Source organism: Bowmanella yangjiangensis (assembly GCF_017255015.1).
GTDB classification, from domain to species: Bacteria; Pseudomonadota; Gammaproteobacteria; order Enterobacterales; family Alteromonadaceae; genus Bowmanella; species Bowmanella yangjiangensis.
This window is the reverse complement of sequence record NZ_JAFKCS010000013.1, coordinates 43,771-63,013: the sequence shown is the minus strand read 5'-3', so window position 1 is coordinate 63,013 and position 19,243 is coordinate 43,771. Positions and strand designations below refer to the sequence as shown.

At 49.1% G+C, this 19,243-nt stretch carries 24 protein-coding genes and 1 other annotated feature; of the genes, 16 read left to right on the top strand and 8 right to left on the bottom strand.

All coding sequences use genetic code 11. The features are described from left to right. The first annotated feature begins 59 nt into the window (after positions 1-59). Positions 60-533, top strand: coding sequence for a bacterioferritin (bfr, locus tag J0A65_RS13710; protein ID WP_206594753.1), 474 nt, complete (start codon positions 60-62; stop codon positions 531-533). Between the two features lie 38 nt (positions 534-571). Here the strand turns inward: bfr and J0A65_RS13705 are convergent, their stop codons facing one another. Next, positions 572-928 (bottom strand): Grx4 family monothiol glutaredoxin, encoded by a 357-nt coding sequence (locus J0A65_RS13705; RefSeq protein ID WP_332874347.1) that lies wholly within the window; start codon positions 926-928, stop codon positions 572-574. Positions 929-1,172: 244 nt separating this feature from the next. Between J0A65_RS13705 and J0A65_RS13700 the strand changes: the two genes are divergently transcribed. After that, positions 1,173-1,754 (top strand): Fe-Mn family superoxide dismutase, encoded by a 582-nt coding sequence (locus J0A65_RS13700; RefSeq protein ID WP_206594752.1) that lies wholly within the window; start codon positions 1,173-1,175, stop codon positions 1,752-1,754. A gap of 59 nt (positions 1,755-1,813) precedes the next feature. Here the strand turns inward: J0A65_RS13700 and fadR are convergent, their stop codons facing one another. Continuing rightward, entirely contained in the window at positions 1,814-2,524 is a 711-nt protein-coding gene (gene fadR / locus J0A65_RS13695) for a fatty acid metabolism transcriptional regulator FadR (protein ID WP_206594751.1), read from the bottom strand. Between the two features lie 22 nt (positions 2,525-2,546). After that, the gene (locus J0A65_RS13690) at positions 2,547-2,732 is read right to left on the bottom strand and encodes a hypothetical protein (protein ID WP_206594750.1); all 186 of its coding nucleotides are present in this window, start codon (positions 2,730-2,732) and stop codon (positions 2,547-2,549) included. 151 nt (positions 2,733-2,883) lie between these two features. On the opposite strand from J0A65_RS13690, the gene nhaB reads away from it, so the two are divergent. Continuing rightward, positions 2,884-4,455: a sodium/proton antiporter NhaB gene (nhaB, locus tag J0A65_RS13685; protein WP_206594749.1), complete on the top strand. Its 1,572-nt coding sequence runs from the start codon at positions 2,884-2,886 to the stop codon at positions 4,453-4,455. 49 nt (positions 4,456-4,504) lie between these two features. After that, positions 4,505-5,032, top strand: a complete 528-nt coding sequence (dsbB, locus tag J0A65_RS13680) for a disulfide bond formation protein DsbB (RefSeq protein WP_206594748.1) — start codon at positions 4,505-4,507, stop codon at positions 5,030-5,032. Between the two features lie 44 nt (positions 5,033-5,076). Here the strand turns inward: dsbB and J0A65_RS13675 are convergent, their stop codons facing one another. After that, positions 5,077-5,340, bottom strand: coding sequence for a hypothetical protein (locus J0A65_RS13675; RefSeq protein ID WP_206594747.1), 264 nt, complete (start codon positions 5,338-5,340; stop codon positions 5,077-5,079). Between the two features lie 259 nt (positions 5,341-5,599). Continuing rightward, positions 5,600-5,722, top strand: a sequence feature (His leader region). Between the two features lie 31 nt (positions 5,723-5,753). On the opposite strand from J0A65_RS13675, the gene hisG reads away from it, so the two are divergent. The 11 genes from hisG (at position 5,754) to J0A65_RS13620 (ending at position 14,972) form a co-directional block, all read left to right on the top strand. Further along, the gene (gene hisG, locus J0A65_RS13670; protein ID WP_206594746.1) at positions 5,754-6,653 is read left to right on the top strand and encodes an ATP phosphoribosyltransferase; all 900 of its coding nucleotides are present in this window, start codon (positions 5,754-5,756) and stop codon (positions 6,651-6,653) included. A 2-nt stretch (positions 6,654-6,655) separates the two neighbouring features. Continuing rightward, entirely contained in the window at positions 6,656-7,948 is a 1,293-nt protein-coding gene (gene hisD, locus J0A65_RS13665; protein ID WP_206594745.1) for a histidinol dehydrogenase, read from the top strand. Next, a complete protein-coding gene (gene hisC / locus J0A65_RS13660) occupies positions 7,945-9,027 on the top strand; it encodes a histidinol-phosphate transaminase (protein WP_206594744.1) in 1,083 nt (360 codons plus the stop codon). Before hisD ends, hisC begins: the two co-directional genes overlap by 4 nt. After that, complete coding sequence (hisB, locus tag J0A65_RS13655) at positions 9,024-10,094, top strand: bifunctional histidinol-phosphatase/imidazoleglycerol-phosphate dehydratase HisB (protein ID WP_206594743.1); 1,071 nt, start codon at positions 9,024-9,026, stop codon at positions 10,092-10,094. The genes hisC and hisB overlap by 4 nt, the downstream gene beginning before the upstream one ends. Next, positions 10,094-10,684 (top strand): imidazole glycerol phosphate synthase subunit HisH, encoded by a 591-nt coding sequence (hisH, locus tag J0A65_RS13650; protein ID WP_206594742.1) that lies wholly within the window; start codon positions 10,094-10,096, stop codon positions 10,682-10,684. Before hisB ends, hisH begins: the two co-directional genes overlap by 1 nt. Positions 10,685-10,751: 67 nt before the next feature. After that, positions 10,752-11,489 carry a 1-(5-phosphoribosyl)-5-[(5-phosphoribosylamino)methylideneamino]imidazole-4-carboxamide isomerase gene (gene hisA, locus J0A65_RS13645; protein WP_206594741.1) on the top strand — a complete coding sequence of 246 codons (738 nt, stop codon included), beginning with the start codon at positions 10,752-10,754 and terminating at the stop codon, positions 11,487-11,489. Continuing rightward, on the top strand, positions 11,489-12,262 hold the full coding sequence (hisF, locus tag J0A65_RS13640; RefSeq protein WP_206594740.1) for an imidazole glycerol phosphate synthase subunit HisF: 774 nt from the start codon (positions 11,489-11,491) through the stop codon (positions 12,260-12,262). Before hisA ends, hisF begins: the two co-directional genes overlap by 1 nt. A 43-nt stretch (positions 12,263-12,305) precedes the next feature. After that, complete coding sequence (gene hisIE, locus J0A65_RS13635) at positions 12,306-12,932, top strand: bifunctional phosphoribosyl-AMP cyclohydrolase/phosphoribosyl-ATP diphosphatase HisIE (RefSeq protein ID WP_206594739.1); 627 nt, start codon at positions 12,306-12,308, stop codon at positions 12,930-12,932. A 115-nt stretch (positions 12,933-13,047) separates the two neighbouring features. Further along, positions 13,048-13,581, top strand: coding sequence for a cytochrome b (locus J0A65_RS13630; protein WP_206594738.1), 534 nt, complete (start codon positions 13,048-13,050; stop codon positions 13,579-13,581). Positions 13,582-13,598: 17 nt separating this feature from the next. Further along, positions 13,599-14,174, top strand: coding sequence for a YceI family protein (locus tag J0A65_RS13625; protein WP_206594737.1), 576 nt, complete (start codon positions 13,599-13,601; stop codon positions 14,172-14,174). Between the two features lie 222 nt (positions 14,175-14,396). Further along, a complete protein-coding gene (locus J0A65_RS13620; protein WP_206594798.1) occupies positions 14,397-14,972 on the top strand; it encodes a 2OG-Fe(II) oxygenase in 576 nt (191 codons plus the stop codon). Positions 14,973-15,008: 36 nt separating this feature from the next. On the opposite strand, the gene J0A65_RS13615 is transcribed toward J0A65_RS13620, so the two are convergent. Next, complete coding sequence (locus J0A65_RS13615; RefSeq protein ID WP_206594736.1) at positions 15,009-16,145, bottom strand: 1-acyl-sn-glycerol-3-phosphate acyltransferase; 1,137 nt, start codon at positions 16,143-16,145, stop codon at positions 15,009-15,011. 118 nt (positions 16,146-16,263) lie between these two features. Further along, a complete protein-coding gene (locus J0A65_RS13610; protein WP_206594735.1) occupies positions 16,264-16,896 on the bottom strand; it encodes a DUF924 family protein in 633 nt (210 codons plus the stop codon). A gap of 167 nt (positions 16,897-17,063) precedes the next feature. On the opposite strand from J0A65_RS13610, the gene J0A65_RS13605 reads away from it, so the two are divergent. Next, positions 17,064-17,504, top strand: coding sequence for an Hsp20 family protein (locus J0A65_RS13605; protein WP_206594734.1), 441 nt, complete (start codon positions 17,064-17,066; stop codon positions 17,502-17,504). Between the two features lie 80 nt (positions 17,505-17,584). Here the strand turns inward: J0A65_RS13605 and J0A65_RS13600 are convergent, their stop codons facing one another. Then, entirely contained in the window at positions 17,585-18,361 is a 777-nt protein-coding gene (locus J0A65_RS13600; protein ID WP_206594733.1) for an alpha/beta fold hydrolase, read from the bottom strand. Positions 18,362-18,427: 66 nt separating this feature from the next. Next, entirely contained in the window at positions 18,428-19,072 is a 645-nt protein-coding gene (gene adk / locus J0A65_RS13595; RefSeq protein ID WP_206594732.1) for an adenylate kinase, read from the bottom strand. Positions 19,073-19,243 lie beyond the last annotated feature (171 nt).

Genomic DNA, 19,243 nt, shown 5'->3' with positions numbered 1-19,243 from the left:
CAAATCTTAGCTCGCTGATTTTTGCCTATCTGCAAAACAGCACGTCACGGAGTCCGGCTATGAAAGGCGATAAGTCCCTTATCAAACACCTGAATAAAGTCCTGGGTCATCAACTGGTGGCAATCAACCAATATTTCCTGCATTCCCGTATGTTCAAGAACTGGGGCTTAAAAGGCCTGGCCGACAAGGAATATCATGAATCTATCCGGGAAATGAAACGTGCCGACGATTTGATTGAGCGCATTTTATTTTTAGATGGTATTCCTAACCTACAGGACCTGGGAAAACTGCAGATAGGTGAAGACACCGAAGAAATGCTCAATTGCGATTTAACCTTCGAGCATAAAGCCATTCCAGACTTGCGCAGCGCCATTGAGTACGCAGAATCTGTGCAGGATTATGTTAGCCGGGATCTACTTGGCAAAGTACTAGATGGCCAGGAAGAGCACGTAGATTGGCTGGAAACTCAGTTGCAGCTTATCAGCAAACTGGGCATTGAAAACTACAACCAATCACAAATGCATGATGATTAATTGAGAAGGGGCCGATACGAGCCCCTTTTTTGTGTCAGTTATTCAGTGCTGTCCTGCTCTTCACCTTTACTGGCTTTAGCACGGGCGACGGCCTCTTTGATTAAGGGCTGCAATTCACCTTGCTGGAACATTTCCAGCATAATGTCGCAACCACCCACCAGCTCACCTTCAACCCAAAGCTGAGGGAAAGTTGGCCAATTGGCGTAAGCAGGCAACTCCGCACGGATATCTGGATTCTGCAGAATATCCACATAAGCGAAAGGCTCACCACAAGACATAAGTGCCTGAGAAGCCTGCGCCGAAAATCCACAACTGGGCAGCTTAGGAGAGCCCTTCATATAAATCAGGATAGGGTTTTCAGCGATTTGCTGTTTGATTTTTTCCAATGTTTCCACGATAACTGCCTCTTAATTGGGTTAATACCGATTTGTGGTCATTATACGCCTTTTCAAGGTCTGGCCCACGGCTTTGTTTGGACATCTTGTTTTTCCAGCGACAAGCCTCATATTCAGAAGGTGAGTTAGCTGGCTATTTGCCCCTATTGGCTTTAGACTAATTAATAAACCAATAACTTTATAAACAACGATACAAAGCACGCTTTGTCTTGTGTCGTCTTTTTGACCAACATGGAGAATTTACATGGCTTTCGAACTTCCGCCCCTGCCGTATGAAAAAAATGCCCTAGAACCGCATATCTCTGCTGAGACTCTGGAATATCATTACGGTAAACACCACAACACTTACGTGGTGAAACTGAACGGCCTGATTGAAGGTACAGAATTCGCCAATAAATCACTGGAAGAGATTGTTCGTACTTCTCAAGGTGGCGTATTCAACAACGCGGCGCAGATTTGGAACCACACTTTCTACTGGCACAGCCTGAGCCCTAACGGCGGCGGCGAGCCAAGCGGTGCACTGGCTGACGCCATCAATGCCAAGTGGGGCTCTTTTGCAGCTTTTAAAGAAGCTTTCAACGATAAAGCCGTTAACAACTTCGGCTCAAGCTGGACCTGGTTGGTAAAATTGGCAGACGGCAGCCTGGATATTGTTAACACCAGCAACGCCGGTACGCCCCTGACTGAGGCCGGTGTAACCCCGCTGATGACAGTGGATCTGTGGGAACACGCCTACTACATTGACTATCGCAATCTGCGTCCTAAGTACATGGAAGGCTTCTGGGCCTTGATTAACTGGGATTTCGCTGCACAAAACTTCGCCTAAGCGATAAACCCAGTCACAAAAAAAGCGCCTTAAGGCGCTTTTTTTACGGACACTTATTCTTAATCCACTAAATCTTGTGGCATTTCCTCACGGATCTCATGCCATATCTTGCCGCTGGCAATACCGTATTTACGGATCAGGCCAGGCACCTGCTCATGCGCGCCAGTTTGGGCAAGCTGAAGCAATTGCGAATAGTAGTCTCGTGCCAGGTTTCGAGATTTGCTATTGGAGAAATAGTAACCACCAATTCGAGCGTATAAGCCTCTGAATCCGTTCATCATAAGCACATAAACTTTGTTACCTGAAGCCAGCGCCAAATCATGATTAATCTGATAATCATAGTCAGCAAAGGCTTGGCCATCTTCCGCTACATCGGCATAACCTTTAAGTATGTCTGCCGCTTTCTCCGGAGAGTGCTTAATGGCGCCACGAATAAACACTGCACTAACGCTGGTACGAGCAGCCAAAAGGTGATCTACCAACTCTGGGATGCCATCCTGATCCAGACGAGCCAAAGTTTCGAGGATATTCAGACCACAGGTCTCCCAGAAGTTATTCACTTTAGTCGGTTTACCATGCTGAATAGTTAACCAACCATCGCGAGCCAACCTTTGCAAAACTTCACGCAGGGTTGTGCGTGTCACCCCAATCAGTTCGGACAATTCACGTTCAGCAGGCAATATAGTGCCGGGAGGAAATCTGCCGCTCCAAATTGACTCGACAATATATTCTTCGGCAAATCCGGCTGGACTTTGGGATTTATAGATCATGCAAAAGCTCGCTTAACACCGCTTAATTGTTATTATCCAACTGATTGTACCAGATGTCATTGCTAATTAAACCAAATAACTGTAACACCAGAAAGTGCCTGAAAAACGGCTTTTCGCCACCATCCTCACACAGATTAAAGCCCCTTCCGCTCACCGCAATATAAGGGGTAAGCATAAGAATTGGCTTGCTTTTTTGTAAACTTCTCATTAAAACATTCTAAGCCGGATTCCCTCGCTGGGAACCCAGCGGCTAAATACATCAGGGATTTGCATAGCGGACAAGAAGATCCGACCTTAATGCTTAGCCGATGGCACCACCGACATGTAATCCGCCCTACTCACTGAAAGGACCACATAGCATGCAACAATCCATGGTCGTCGCACTGTTCAGAAATTTTCTCGGGAATGCGCCTGACTGGTATAAAAAGGCCATTATTGCGTTTTTAATTATCAACCCCCTGCTCTTTCAGGTCAGTCCGTATTTAGCGGGTTGGGCACTCATACTAGAGTTTATTTTTACCTTGGCTATGGCATTGAAATGCTATCCATTGCAACCCGGCGGCTTGCTGGTCATTGAAGCGGTGTTTATCGGCATGACCAGCCCTGAACATATCAAACATGAAATAGTGGTGAACATTGAGGTGCTGTTGCTACTGATTTTTATGGTGGCAGGTATCTACTTTATGAAAGATCTGTTGCTGTATCTGTTCACTAAGCTTTTAATCAGATTACGCAGTAAAACAGCACTTGCACTGGCATTCACGCTCTCTTCGGCGGTACTTTCCGCCTTCTTAGATGCATTGACCGTGATTGCGGTGATTATCAGTGTCGCTACCGGTTTCTACTCCATCTACCATAAAGTCGCATCTGGCAAAGATTATCATCACGAACACGATCACACCGCGGATGACAGCATGCCTATGCCCAGTCGAGAAGACTTGGAAGGTTTCCGCAGCTTTTTGCGCAATTTGATGATGCATGCTGCCATTGGTACGGCACTGGGCGGCGTTACTACCATGGTGGGTGAACCACAAAACCTGATTATTGCTGATAAGGCCGGTTGGAACTTTGTTGAATTCCTGGTACGCATGGGCCCTATTACCTTGCCAGTGCTGATCGCCGGGTTATTGACCACTATTCTCCTGGAGAAATTCAAACTTTTCTCTTATGGTGCACAGCTTCCCGAGACCGTGCGCACTATCCTTGCTGACTATAGTAACCACGTAGATAAGCAGCGCACGAAGCGCGATACCGCAAAGTTAATGATCCAGTCTTTGATTGCCGTTTGGTTGGTAATTGGTCTGGCTTTCCACTTGTCTGCCGTAGGCTTAATTGGTCTATCTGTTATCGTGCTGGCGACCGCCTTCTGCGGCGTTGTTGACGAGCATCAAATTGGTAAAGCATTCGAAGAAGCCTTGCCCTTTACTTCACTACTTTGCGTATTTTTTGCTGTAGTAGCGGTGATTATTGATCAGGGATTGTTTACTCCTGTTATCGATTGGGTATTAACCTTTGAAGGCAAAACTCAGTTAGTCATGTTCTATCTGGCTAACGGATTGTTGTCTATGGTCAGTGACAATGTGTTTGTGGGCTCCGTGTACATCACTGAAGTCAGTACCGCCTTGAAACACGGTCATATTACCCGTGATCAGTTTGATATGCTGGCTGTCGCCATTAACACCGGGACTAACCTACCGAGTGTTGCTACGCCTAATGGTCAGGCTGCGTTTTTATTCTTACTGACATCGGCATTAGCGCCATTGTTAAGATTGTCATACGGTCGAATGGTTTATATGGCTTTACCCTATACGGTAGTGCTTACCCTGGTCGGCCTGGCTGCAACCTATTTTGGTTTATTAGAGTCCACTGAGTGGCTATATCACATGGAGTGGATTAATCACCATAGTCCTTCTGAGATGCCTCACGAATAACTAATCAGACGCCTCGCAAGAGGCGTTTTCACTTTTGGTAAGAGAGCGTATGCAATTGTTTTCTCAAATAGCAGAATGGCCAACCAAACGCTGGCCCTGGGCATTGTTATTTATCTCAGCTTTGATACTGGAACTCACTGCATTGTACTTCCAGTATGGTATGGGCCTTGAGCCTTGCATCATGTGTATTTATCAGCGCAATGCAGTATTCGGCCTGCTGTTTGCCGGTCTGTTTGGCCTGCTTCTATACAAAGCCTGGTTTGGACGACTGTTGGCCTTTGGCTTATGGGCTGTATCAGCCATTTGGGGATTACTGGTCGCTATTGAACATGTGGATATTCAAACTGCTGCGAACCCATTTTTTACTGTCTGCGAAATTGTTCCCAACTTCCCCAGTTGGTTGCCTCTGCATGAGTGGATCCCGCAAATTTTCGCAGCTACAGGTGATTGTGGGGACATTGACTGGTCATTTATGGACATGAGTATGCCGCAGTGGATGGTCGTGATTTTCGCGGTCTACACAACACTGCTAGCCACAACACTTGTCGCCAGACTGGCAAGATTCAAAAACATATAAATACTGAGGGCTGGTAACACAATGCTGGCCCATTTTCTTTGCGGTCAAATATAAATATCCAGGTGCCCAGGACCTGCTCGGTTTTCTCCTTCAACCGGCTTTTCCGCTTCCTGTTTTGGTTTTTTCTTGCCCTTCTGCTCTTGCTGCTGTTGCCGACTTTGCCGCTCTTCAGCGGTCAGATTTCGGTCATCTTCTTCAAGTGAACGAAGCTTGGCCTCTTTACTGACCTGCTCGACACGCTGTTCATCCTGAACTGGGTTCGTTTTTCCCTGCTTAGGCAAGATTGGAAACAATAAATCGCTAACCATCTATACTCCCATCGCTCTTTTCTGGTCTGAAGCCACTCTTTTATCGGTCATATTTTAAACACACTTAATCATTGGACTCGAGTTTTTGGGTTTTGTGCCATCAATTTCTAACTACTTATTCTTTTTTGCTTTAACCAATGTCAATTTTTGCACCAATTTCCACTTGCCTTAGGACCATGCCATGCAGTAAGTTAAAGGCCGAACAAAGATAGCCTGAATAATTAATTAGCAACATGATTACTGAGAACCTGAAAGCGATTCATCATCACCATCATATAGCATAACCTTTCAGGTTCGTGCTGGAAGGTCTATGGTTACCTTCCAGTGGCATATCGAACCTAATCAGATACCCCCGGAAGGCAACTTCCGGGGGTTTTTCGTTTTAGGGCTCGTGAAAATTAAGGTAGGAAAATATGACAGACCGCAACAGACTCAGAATTGCCGTACAGAAATCCGGCCGCCTTTGCGAAGGCAGTATGGAGTTACTCAAAGCTATCGGCGTCAAGCTGTCGATTCGCGACCGCTTGTTGATTGCCCATGCCACCAACTTGCCCATCGATCTGCTGCGAGTCAGAGACGACGACATTCCGGGTTTGGTGATGGATGGTGTGGTTGATTTGGGCTTCATCGGCGAAAACGAACTGGAAGAAAAAATGCTTGAGCGTCAGGCCCAAGGTAAACAGTTCCAATATAAGACTCTGGAACGCTTAGAGTTTGGCGGTTGCCGTTTGTCCCTGGCGGTACCGAATGAAATGGATTACCAAAACGTGCAGTCTCTGCAAGGTAAAAAAGTCGCCACCACCTACCCCTTTTTGCTGGAGCGCTTTTTCCGCGAACAGAATGTCGATGCTAAAGCCGTCATGCTTAATGGCTCGGTTGAAGTCGCCCCGCGCGCCGGACTAGCCGATGCCATCTGCGATCTGGTCAGTACCGGCGCAACCTTGGAAGCCAATGGTCTGGTAGAAAAGGACGTCATTTTCCGCTCTAAGGCCGTACTGATTCAACGCAGTGGCGACATGCTGGACAGCAAACAGCAACTTATCGACAAACTACTGACCCGCATTAACGGCGTAATGCAAGCGCGGGAAAGCAAGTACATCATGCTGCACGCGCCAAAAGATAAGATAGAGCAGGTGAAACAGCTTTTACCTGGTGCAGAGAACCCGACACTTCTACCTCTGGCCGGCAATGAAAATAGCGTTGCTGTGCACGTAGTTAGTACCGAAACTTTGTTCTGGGAAACCATGGAAAAACTTAAGGCCCTGGGTTGCAGCAGTATTCTGGTGCTCCCTATCGAAAAGATGTTGGGTTAAACATGCAAGACTGGAATCAATTAACCCAGCAGCAGCAAGCACAGTTATTATCCCGCCCGGCACTGGCCGATAATCAACGCCTTAGCCAGGCGGTGGCGGATATTATCAAACAGGTTGCCGAGCAAACCGACGACGCTTTATTCAGCCTGGCCAAACGCTTTGATGGGGTAGAACTTACTGATCTACGTTTATCCAAGGTCACTATTGAGCAGGCCATCGCCACACTCAGCAATGAACGTAAAGCTGCTATTGAACTTGCTTATCAGAACATACGTAAGTTCCATGCAGCGCAGCGCCCTCAGGATGTCAGGGTACAAACCAGCCCCGGCGTCATCTGCGAGCTTAAACACCAAGCCATCGCTGCAGTAGGCCTTTACATTCCTGGCGGTACGGCGCCCCTGCCCTCCACAGTATTGATGCTTGGCGTGACTGCCCAGGTAGCAGGTTGCCCACGTAAAGTGCTGTGTAGCCCGCCTAACAAGCAAGGTTCACTGGCCGCTGAAATACTTTATGCCGCCACTCTTTGTGAAATAGACGAAATTTATCTGTGCGGTGGTGCTCAGGCCATTGCCGCCATGGCCCTTGGCACGCCAAGCATTGCCAAGGTGGATAAAATATTTGGTCCGGGTAACAGCTATGTTACCGAGGCCAAACAGCAAGTCAGTCGAATTCCAGGAGGCCCTGCCATCGATATGCCCGCGGGTCCTTCTGAAGTGCTGGTTATCGCCGACAAATTCACCAATCCGGCTTTTGTTGCCTCTGACCTGCTCTCTCAGGCTGAACACGGCATTGACTCACAAGCAGTGCTGGTGAGCGATTCAGAACCGCTAATCAGCGCAGTAAAACAAGCCGTTGAGCAGCAGCTTAGCCGGCTAGGCCGCGCTGATATTGCCCGTCAGAGTATGCAACACGGCCGCTATATCCTGACCAGGGATATGGCAGAGGCGGTTGAGGTATCAAATCAGTACGGCCCCGAGCATTTAATTCTGCAGATGGACAATCCACGCAGTTGGCTGGATAAGATCACTAATGCAGGCTCCATTTTTGTCGGCCCCTGGTCGCCTGAGTCTGCCGGTGACTATGCCAGCGGCACAAACCATGTGCTACCGACTTATGGTTATGCCAGAAATACCTCAAGCCTGGGTCTGCTGGATTTTCTGCGCCGCTACACCGTTCAGGAATTAAGCCAGGAAGGCCTCAAGCAGATTGGCCCGGCCATTATGTGCCTGGCCGATGCCGAAGGCCTGGATGCGCACAAACAAGCCGTAGCCCTTAGATTGGATGCATTGAAATGACCGATAGCCTGATTGACGCTTTACAAGCAAAACACCTTAGAGATCTGAAGCCGTATGAGTCGGCGCGACGCTTATTCTCAGGCGGACAAGACTGGTTAAATGCAAACGAATCGCCCTTTGTCGGCGAGTACAACCTGGACAGTCGCAAACTAAACCGCTATCCGGACTGCCAGCCTAAAGCCGTTATACAAGCCTATGCTGCTTACGCTGGTGTCACACCCGAACAGGTTCTGGTCAGTCGCGGTGCGGATGAAGGTATCGAACTATTAATTCGGGCCTTCTGTGATGCCGGACAGGACAGTATTCTTATCTGTCCACCCACTTATGGCATGTATGCCATCAGCGCCGAGACCTTTAACGTTAAGGTAAATAAAGCCCCCCTTAATGCGGATTTTAGCCTCAACCTGGATGCCATGGCCGAATTTGTCGGTAAGGTCAAAGTGGTATTTATCTGTTCGCCGAATAACCCTACCGGTACGCAGGTCGCGCCTGAACAAATCGAGCAGGCGCTGGCGCTTTTTGCAGGTTCTGCCCTGGTCGCCGTGGACGAAGCCTATATTGAGTTTGCGCAAGGCCAGGGCTGGGCTGGGCAGTTAGCCAATTACCCGAATCTGGTGGTACTGCGCACCTTATCCAAGGCCTTTGGTCTGGCGGGCATTCGCTGCGGCTTCACCCTAGCCTCCCCTGCGATTATTCAGGTGCTACTCAAAGCCATCGCGCCCTATCCTTTGGCTGAGCCTGTCGCCCAGATTGCCGCCCAGGCCCTGTCACCACAAGGACTGGCATGGATGCAGGAGAAAGTCGAAGTCCTGAATGTGCTAAGACAACGGTTGCAAGATCAGTTGCAACCCCTAGGCGACTTTGTCCGGGTTGGCGACTGCCAGGCCAACTTTATTTTACTGCGCAGCCAATATAAACAAGGGCTGATGGATGATCTGGTCGCTCAGGGTATTTTGATCCGCGATCAGTCCAAGCAACTAGGGTTGGAAAACTGCCTGCGTATCAGTATCGGCACAGAAGAACAAAATCAGCGGCTCGTGGCCGCCATGCAACGCTTTTTTGAGGAGAAGGCCATATGAGCCAGCAAGCTATTTTATTTATCGACCGCGACGGTACACTGGTAGAAGAACCGGCCATTGATAAACAGTTAGACAGTCTGGAAAAACTGGTCTTTGAACCTATGGTGATTCCAGTCTTAACCCGTCTGCAGCAAGCAGGATTTAAGCTGGTTATCGTCAGTAACCAGGACGGCCTTGGCACCGACAGTTTCCCGCAGGCGGACTTTGATGCGCCGCACAATAAAATGATGGAACTGTTCGCCAGTCAGGGAGTGACCTTTGACGACGTGTTAATTTGCCCGCACTTTGATGCAGACAATTGCAGTTGCCGCAAACCCAAGCTGGGGCTGGTTAAAGACTATCTGCAACAAGGCAAAATCGATTTCACCCGTTCCTATGTGATTGGTGATCGCCCCACCGATATCCAACTGGCAGACAATATGGGAATTGTCGGTATTCGCTATGACAGGCAGGACAACAACTGGCTGGCCATTGAGAAACAATTAAAAGGTCAGGGCCGCATCGCCGAGGTTATTCGTACCACCTCGGAAACCAATATCCGTATTAAGGTGGACCTGGACAATCAGGCCAAATCGCAAATAAGCACTGGCCTTGGCTTTTTTGACCATATGCTGGATCAAATTGCCACCCACGGCGGTTTTACCATGCAGGTTGAGGTAAACGGCGATCTGCATATTGACGACCACCACTCAGTGGAAGACACCGCCTTAGCTCTGGGTGATGCGCTGCGTAAAGCACTAGGTGATAAACGCGGTATAGGTCGCTTTGGCTTTGCCCTGCCGATGGATGAATGCCGCGCCGAGTGTGTGTTAGATATTTCGGCCCGTCCTTATTTAAAGTTCGATGCTGAGTTTAGCCAGGAACGGGTTGGTGAAATGTCGACACAGATGGTATCGCACTTTTTCCGCTCCTTGGCCGACTCTATGGGGGTCTCTCTGCACCTTTCCACCACCGAAGGCAATGCCCACCATCAGGTAGAAAGTCTGTTTAAGGTATTCGGCCGGGCCTTGCGCCAGGCCATCACTAAACAAGGTGATGTACTGCCGAGCAGCAAGGGGGCGCTCTAGTGGAACTCGTGATTGTAGATACCGGCTGCGCCAATATTGCCTCGGTACGCTTTGCCGTTGAGCGACTCGGGTGTCCGGTGACGGTCTCCGATGACCCCGAGGTTATTAAAAATGCCGACAAAGTTATTCTGCCCGGCGTGGGCTCTGCCCCTGCTGCCATGCAAAAAATTGAAGCCAAAGGACTGATCACTGTGGTCAGAGAACTTACCCAGCCAACACTGGGCATTTGCCTGGGCATGCAGCTAATGACCCGTCAGTCTGAAGAGGGTCATGTGGCTTGCCTTGGCATGATTGCCAGTGAAGTTAAACGCATGCAGGTCGGCAACCTACGTTTACCTCATATGGGTTGGAATACCATCACACCCAATCCAGACAGCCCGCTATTTGATGGCATCGCCGATGGCAGCTATTTCTATTTTGTGCACAGTTTTGCCGTATCGGTATGTGATTACACCCTGGCGCGCTGCGAATACGGCATGCCATTCAGTGCCAGTATTGGCCAGGGCAATTTTATGGGTGTGCAATTCCACCCTGAGCGCTCCGGCGAGGCAGGCAGCCGTTTGTTGAACAATTTTATCAGCCAGTGCTGATCCAGACTCGACCGCTGGCAACGCCTTTGGTCAGTCGGGCATTGGCCCGAACAAGACGAGAGAAAACATGATAATTCCAGCCATAGACCTTATTGATGGTGAAGTGGTACGCCTTTATCAGGGCGATTACCAACAAAAAACCCGTTACACCCAAAAGCCACTGGATGTAGCTAAAGCCTATGCCGATGCTGGCGCAAGCTGGCTGCATATTGTTGATCTGACCGGCGCCAAAGACCCGGCCAAACGCCAACTTGGCCTTATCCGCGAATTGGCTGACAGCAAACTAATGAAGTTTCAGGCCGGCGGCGGTATTCGCAGCGAGCAGGATGTGAAGGACTTGCTCAGTACCGGAATTGAGCGCGTGGTAATTGGCTCACTGGCGGCCAAACAGCCGGAGCTCGTAAAGGGCTGGCTGCGTGAATACGGTAGCGATGCCATAGTGTTGGCCCTGGACATCAATATTGATACTCAGGGCAAGAAGTGCATTGCCACGCACGGCTGGCAACAGGACAGCGGTGTGGAGCTGGCCCCCTTGCTGGATGGTTTTTTAGAGGCCGGTGCCAAACACGTACTTTGTACCGATATTGCCTGCGACGGCACTCTGCAAGGCCCCAATCAGGCCTTGTATCAGGAAATGAAAGCCGCCTTCCCGCAAATTATCTGGCAAGCATCCGGCGGGATTGGCAACCTTGAGCATATTCAGGCACTTAAAGGCACCCAGGTCGACTCAGTGATCTTGGGCCGCGCTCTGCTGGAAGGCAAATTTGGACTGGCTGAAGCCATTGCATTATGGGAGCAAAACTGATGCTGGCCAGACGTATTATTCCCTGTTTGGATGTAAAAGACGGCAAAGTGGTTAAAGGCGTGCAATTTCGTAACCATGAAATTGTCGGTGATATTGTGCCGCTGGCTGAGCAATATGCTTTGGCAGGCGCTGACGAATTGGTATTCTACGATATCACCGCTTCCAGTGATGCTCGGGTGGTGGACAAAAGCTGGGTAAGCCGGATTGCCGAAGTCATTAACATCCCATTTTGTGTTGCTGGCGGGATTAAATCGGTAGAAGAAGCTGGCAAGGTACTGGAAATGGGCGCCGATAAGGTTTCCATCAACTCTCCGGCGCTGGCCGATCCCACCCTGATCACAAAGCTACATGACCAATTTGGCCAGCAATGCGTGGTTATTGGTATCGACAGCTATTTTGACCAGTCCTCCAATACCTACCAGGTCAAACAGTTTACCGGCGACGAGAAACGCACTCTGACCACCGGCTGGCAAACCGCTGACTGGGTAAAGGAAGTGCAGCAGCGAGGCGCCGGTGAAATTGTACTCAACTGCATGAATCAGGACGGGGTGCGTCAGGGCTATGACATTGCCCAGTTATCCGCGATTCGTGCTGGCTGTCAGGTGCCGCTGATCGCCTCAGGCGGCGCGGGAACCATGGAGCACTTCAAGGCGGTGTTTGAACAGGCAGATGTGGACGGTGCGCTGGCCGCCTCGGTTTTTCACAAAGGCATCATCGCTATCCCCGAATTAAAACAGTATCTGCGTGCCCAACAAATCCCTATGAGGAGTTAGTAGCGAGGATCGAGCTTCGTAGCTAAAAAATAATGAGACAATTATGATTATCAACCAAGACAATATAGACGCGCTGGCCTGGGACAAGATGGACGGCATGTTGCCGGTTGTGGTGCAGCATGCCATCTCGGGCAAAATTCAGATGCAGGGCTATATGGATCGTGCAGCCCTGCAAAAAAGTCTGGATACCGGTCATGTCACCTTTTTCAGCCGCTCCAAACAAAGGTTGTGGACCAAGGGTGAAAGTTCAGGCCATACACTGGATTTAGTGGAATTGAGCTGTGATTGTGACCAGGATGCCCTGATCGCCCTGGCCCTGCCTAACGGCCCAACCTGCCATACCGGCGACCCAAGCTGCTGGCATCAGGGTGCTACCCCTAGCCTGACCTTTGTTGCTGAACTTGAACAGCTTTTAGCGCTGCGTAAATCGGCTGCACCAGACAGCAGTTACACTGCCAGTCTTTATGCCAAAGGGATCAAACGGATCGCCCAAAAAGTCGGTGAGGAAGGGGTAGAAACAGCCCTGGCTGCCACGGTTGGCGATCTGGAAGAGTTGAAAAATGAAAGTGCCGATCTCCTTTACCATCTGCTGGTTCTGCTGCAGGCCAGTAATATTAGCCTTCAGGATGTTATTCAGGTACTGCAGACCCGTCACCAAAAGCCGGAGTAATCTCCGGCCTTCCTACCTATCCATTCGATTTTATCGATATAATTCCTCGATATTCAGGCATATTAATTTTCATATACAAGCCGTAAGCTATTGCTATCGAATATAAGGAGGTAATTTGCGTAATTCCGAAACCAGCTGGGGGTGGACCAGCATCGTTTTACACTGGCTCAGTGCATTGGCAGTGATTGGCTTGTTTGCGCTGGGTTGGTGGATGGTAGACCTGGATTACTACAGTGAGTGGTATAGAGAGGCCCCGCACCTACACAAAAGTATTGGAATACTGCTGGCCTTAACAACCTTATTGCGACTGTTGTGGCGCTTCAAGAAACCACGCCCTGAGACGCTTGGGAAACCATGGGAAGTGAATCTATCCCATTTCACTCATGTGCTGATGTATATATTGCTACTGGCCATTTTTACCAGCGGCTACCTGATTTCCACCGCCGACTCACGTGGTATTGATGTATTTAACTGGTTCACTGTACCCGGCTTAGGTGAATGGATAGAAAATCAGGAAGATCTGGCAGGTGAAGTTCACGAGTGGCTGGCATGGAGTTTGATAGGTCTAGTGGTACTGCATGCCCTGGCAGCCATCAAACACCACGTTATTGATAAAGACAACACCTTAACCCGAATGCTTAAACCTTGATAAGGAGATTACCTTTTATGAAGAAACAACTACTTGCAGCCAGTCTGTTGGCACTGATGGGCACGGCCCCTTTAGCTCACGCCGCCGACTATGCCATCGACACCAAAGGCGCGCACGCCTCGGTAAATTTTAAGGTAAAGCACATTGGCTTTTCCTGGCTGACTGGACGTTTCAACAAGTTTGATGGCCAGTTCAGCTACGATGCTGAAAACCCAACAGCCTCAACCATTGAAGTAAACATCGACACCACCAGCATAGATTCCAACCATGCTGAACGTGATAAACATATTCGCAGTGGTGACTTCCTGAATGTCAGCAAGTTCCCTACCGCCAGGTTTGTCAGCACTAAGGTGGTAAAGGATGATGACAATGAGTTGAATATCCACGGTAACCTGACGCTGCACGGCGTGACCAAGCCAGTAGTTATCGACGTGGAAAAAGTCGGCGAAGGCAAAGATCCCTGGGGCGGCTACCGCGTGGGTTTCGAAGGTTCAACCACCATCAGCATGCGCGAATTCGGTATTGAACATAAGCTCGGCGACCTAGCCGACACCGTAGAGCTGGAATTGCATGTAGAAGGCATTCGTAAGTAATTCGCTAGTAGCTAGTAAATTAAGGCAGACCCCGGTCTGCCTCATCTTTTCTGCCCCGCCCTCTCCCAAGCAAAAACAGATGACAAGCCGACGAAAACGGAGTAAAAAGCGCCAATTTTAGTTTGTGCCGAGATCCCCTTGAGCGCCCTTATTCAATTACCGACGGAACTTAGTCAGCACAGCCTGGACAATCTCGCTGACAATCTGGCCGAGAAAGGCTACATGGTAATGCCTGAACTGCTGCCCCCGCATATCACCGAATCCTTGCTGTTAGAGGTGTCCGAATATGGTCGACAACATTTCCAACCGGCAGGCATAGGCCGAGAGCAGCAACAACAGCAAAACCAGTTTGTGCGCACAGATGAAATTCGCTGGTTAACCGGTCAGACCGAAGCACAGCAAGAGTTCCTGATGGTAATGGAGCAACTGCGCCTGGGATTAAATCGTCGCTTGTTTATGGGCTTGTTCGACTATGAGTGTCACTTTGCACACTATGGCCCAGGGGATTTCTATAAAAAGCATCTGGATGCCTTTAAAGGGCGCACAAACCGTGTACTCAGTACGGTTTTATATCTCAACCCTGGTTGGACTACCGAAGACGGTGGTGAGCTGCTGATGTATGAGAAAAAGCAAAAAGCCCCTTTTCTTAAACTAACCCCACTGTTTGGCCAGATGGTGATCTTCTTAAGTGAGCGTTTCCCTCACGAAGTGCTAGCTGCCAACCGTGATCGCTACAGTATCGCTGGCTGGTTCAGGGTCAATGCCAGTATCGGCGGCGCAATCGACCCTGCCCGCTAACTAGGAATATTGGACTAAGCCGACTGCGGGTCTGGCTTAGTCAACATGTTCAGGATTGAGCGGTGCCGCATACATGCTCAGCATGCGCTGACGGATTTCTTCTGGCACATCAGCCAAACGCTGGTTAAAGCGCTCACGCTCAACCTTGAGTTGACTGGCACTAAAATGGGCGTTCTCGTGACTGGTATCCAAGCCCAGTTTTTCAGCCGCCAAATGGGTGGTGGTCAAAGTCGGATAAAGCGCGCGAATCTGCTTATCGATTTCTTCTGCAACCTGTTTGGCTGAATCAAACTGCGGCCCCTTTATCGGTTGCCCAAAGCACACTTCGACTTTGCCTTTGTAACCAACAATGCCGCGAGAAATACTGGCCACATCTTCATGGTCTTCCTTCTCATACTGTCCCGTCATAGCTTGCTGATGCAATTCTTTGGCTTTTGCCAGATCGCAGGGATCGTATTCATAACCAATAGCCACAGGCACGATACGTAGTTGACTCAGGTACTCAGAAAATTCCTGCTCTTTGGGTTTATTGAGCATCAACATGGAAATAATCGCCGGGTTGGTCTTATCCACGCCGTCTTTGGCCCGGCCTTCCCGCTGTGCCAGCCAGATATGCGCATTTTCTTCATGCAAGGAATGCTGGATATAGGCAGCGAGTTCTTTACTGGCCTGCAGTTTTTCCCTTTTGCTTGGTACAGAACGTTTAACGATAAAACTCTTGTTCAAACGCATCAGATCTGACACCCAAGGCTTGGTTAACAGGTTATCTCCAATAGCGATACGCACCGTATCCTGCCCCTTTAAATGCAGCGCCCAACAGACAAACGCTGGATCCAGCGCAATATCTCTGTGATTGGAGATAAACAAACAAGGACGCGTCAGGTCGAGCTGCTCCAAACCATGGATACTCAGCCCAGTCGTACTGGTGTCGATCATGCGCTGAATAAAAGGCTCCAGCTGTTTCTGAAAATCACGTACCGTTCGAATAGCACCAAAGCGCCTTTTCAAATGCCAGCGCAATGCCACAGCCAAAGGCTTGCCCAACCACTTAGGCCAATTGGCAAAGCGAAAACGCACCAAAGCATCCAACAATTCAGGATCGTTGAACAATCGCTGCAGCACAGTCTGAACTTCATCGTCCTGATAAGGACGGATTTGAGCAAAGGTATCCATGAACAACCGATTCACGCCATAAAAAACGCGCCAATTTACCTGTAGACAAGCAGAAGCTCAATGCCTTGCATGGTAAATTTTTGTTAACACAGAGCAGCTTAATACCACTATCTTACTTTTATTGGCCGAAGCGTTTACCACCATGCTGCAGGTAGTTTTGTTCTTCTTCACTCGCGACACGCCCCAGTACCTGGTTACGATGTGGAAAACGCCCAAATCTGGCAATGATATCTCGGTGTTCTATGGCATAGCGCAGGGCATTTGAGGCCAATTGCAGTTGCTCGCCCTCAGTATACAACGAGGTCAGCTGCAAAAACTGTTGCACAGACAAGGCCTGTATATCCTGCTGTTCTGCATGTTCCAATGGATGATAGAAGAATATCCGCTCTATTAGCGATAATTGCTGATCATGACCAAGGGTTATTCCCTCCAGGCAAAGTCCCAGAGCCTTTTCATCATAGGCAAAGGCTTGAGCTGTCCCACGGTGAATGTTTCGACTGAATTGGTCAAACAACAGGATCTGTGCCAACCTTCCTTTGGCAGTTTGCAGCCAGTTATCCAGTTTGCCCTGATAAGCCTGTTCAAGCAGGCTGGCATACGCCTTGCGGATATGCTCATCAGTCTGGGGATCTGCGCCATACCAGATACCTGACTTACCCGACTCGGCTATTCCATCCCGAATCTCACCGAACCAGTACATCAGGATCCTATCCGCTTCTTCCGGAATTGTTTTCTCAAAATTATTACTCATATTATTCAATCACTTAGATGTATTTTATGAAATTTCTCAAGATCTTGTATTGAAAGCAACTTGCCCAACCCTATATAGATATTGTCGATGCCTGAGGGGTCGACAAATTAAATCAGCCGCCGCGTTGCGGGGCTACAACAACCCATATTGCTTACGAGGATATGACTATGCGTAATATTGATCTGTCTCCACTTTATCGTTCTTTCATCGGTTTTGACCACCTTGCATCTATGATTGATGCCGCCAGCCGTAACGAAAAGCAGCCTTCTTATCCCCCCTACAATATTGAATTGCTGGGTGAGGACAAGTATCGCATCACCATGGCGGTAGCGGGCTTTGCTGAGTCAGAACTGGAAATCCAGGTTGAAGAGAACACTTTACATGTTACCGGCAACAAAGTGGAAAAAGAGGAAGCGCGTAATTTCCTGCATAAAGGAATTTCAGAGCGTAACTTTGAGCGTAAGTTCCAGCTTGGTGACCATGTCAAAGTGCTGGGTGCCGATTTAAAAAATGGCCTGCTGCACATTGATCTTGAGCGTGTTATCCCCGAGGCGAAAAAGCCTCGCAAGATTGAAATAGGTAGCAGTCTGTTGGAAAACAAAGGCTAAGCCCTAAAGCCCTCACCTCTCTCCCTGGAAGCGGCTCTTATGAGCCGCTTTTTTATCATTCAAGCTCGCTTAACAGACCTTCAGACTATCTGCTTAACCAGAAAATCGATCAACAGCTTGTTTACTTCTTTACTATGGCTGATGGGTGACATGTGTCCACCAGATACCCATAAGCGCTGCACTCTAGGTAAATACTCAACCAGAGCATCTGTAACCGCCAATGCAGAAGTACGGGACTGTTTGCCACTTAGCAGCAATACCGGGCATTGAATTTGGGCGTAATCAGCAAGCTGGTAGGCTTCGCCGGTCAGGCCAATAAAGTCCATTCTGACCTTTTTAACCTGTCCAGCAAAAACCTGCTGAACCGCCAACGGCATAGACTCAAAATAGCCCGCCCCATTCCAGTAGTTAACAAAGCAAGCCCCCGCCTGCGCCGCATCCAAGTGCGCGACCTTTTTCCCCAGCTCCTGCACCTCAAGCCAACCTGCAGATTCGTGTGACAGTAAATGGAAAGCGACCGGCTCGAACAAGCTAAGCGACAGCGCCGCATTAGGCCGCTCGTGAGCAAGTTTAAGCGCTACAGCACCACCAAAAGAATGAGCGCATATATGAAACTGCTCAACCCCTAAGTCAGATAGATGTTGCTCAATGCGCTGCGTTTCGTTCTCCAGACTAAACGGTACGGTAAGTGTTGGAGCAGGCGCCTGACCATAACCAAGCAGGTCAAAATTAACTATGCGAAACGTGTCTTCCAATTGGTCTACTAACTCCCGCCATTGACGGGCACTACTCATCGAGCTGTGCAGCAATACCAGGGCGGGTCCCTCAGGATTACCACTGACATACAGACCTTGCATAGACATTTCCCTTTTCCCCATAAAAAAAGGAGCTGACGCTCCTTTTTGATCAAAAATCAATTTTGATCAAGCAAGCAAGGCAGATAATTCCTGGCTAACTTGTTCAACCGGCTTAGTACCATCTACTTTATGGTAAGCACAACGACCAGAAGCGGCTTCATTGCTGTAATAGTTAACCAAAGGCTTGGTCTGTTCGTGGTAGATACCCAGACGCTTGCGTACGGTTTCTTCCTCGTCGTCAGCACGAATAACCAGGTCTTCACCTGTTACATCATCCTTACCTTCCACCTTGGGCGGATTGTAGGTTACATGATACACGCGACCTGAAGCAGCGTGGACACGACGGCCAGCCATACGCTCGACAATAATGTCGTCTGCTACATCAAACTCAATCACATGGTCAACGTCTACGCCGTTTTCTTTCATGGCATCGGCCTGAGGAATAGTGCGAGGGAAACCGTCTAACAGAAAACCATTCTGGCAATCAGGTTGAGCTATACGCTCTTTTACCAAACCAATAATAAGCTCATCGGAGACCAGTTTACCTTCGTCCATGACTTTCTTGGCAGCAAGGCCGAGCTCGGTGCCAGCACTGATGGCGGCTCTGAGCATATCGCCGGTAGATATCTGTGGTATCCCGAATTTGCCCATTAAAAACTGGGCTTGCGTGCCCTTTCCTGCTCCGGGAGCGCCAAGCAAAATGATGCGCATACCTGATCCTCTTACTGGTCTGTGACAATTATATGAATGAGCTGGGAACTTTACACATTAAGCCCAGGGGTTACAAGCCGAAAACTATGTGAAAAACACCATGTCAGACCATAGTTTTAGCGGTCTTTAACCACAAAGGGCGGACCTGCTGGCCCGCCCTTTTGTTATCAA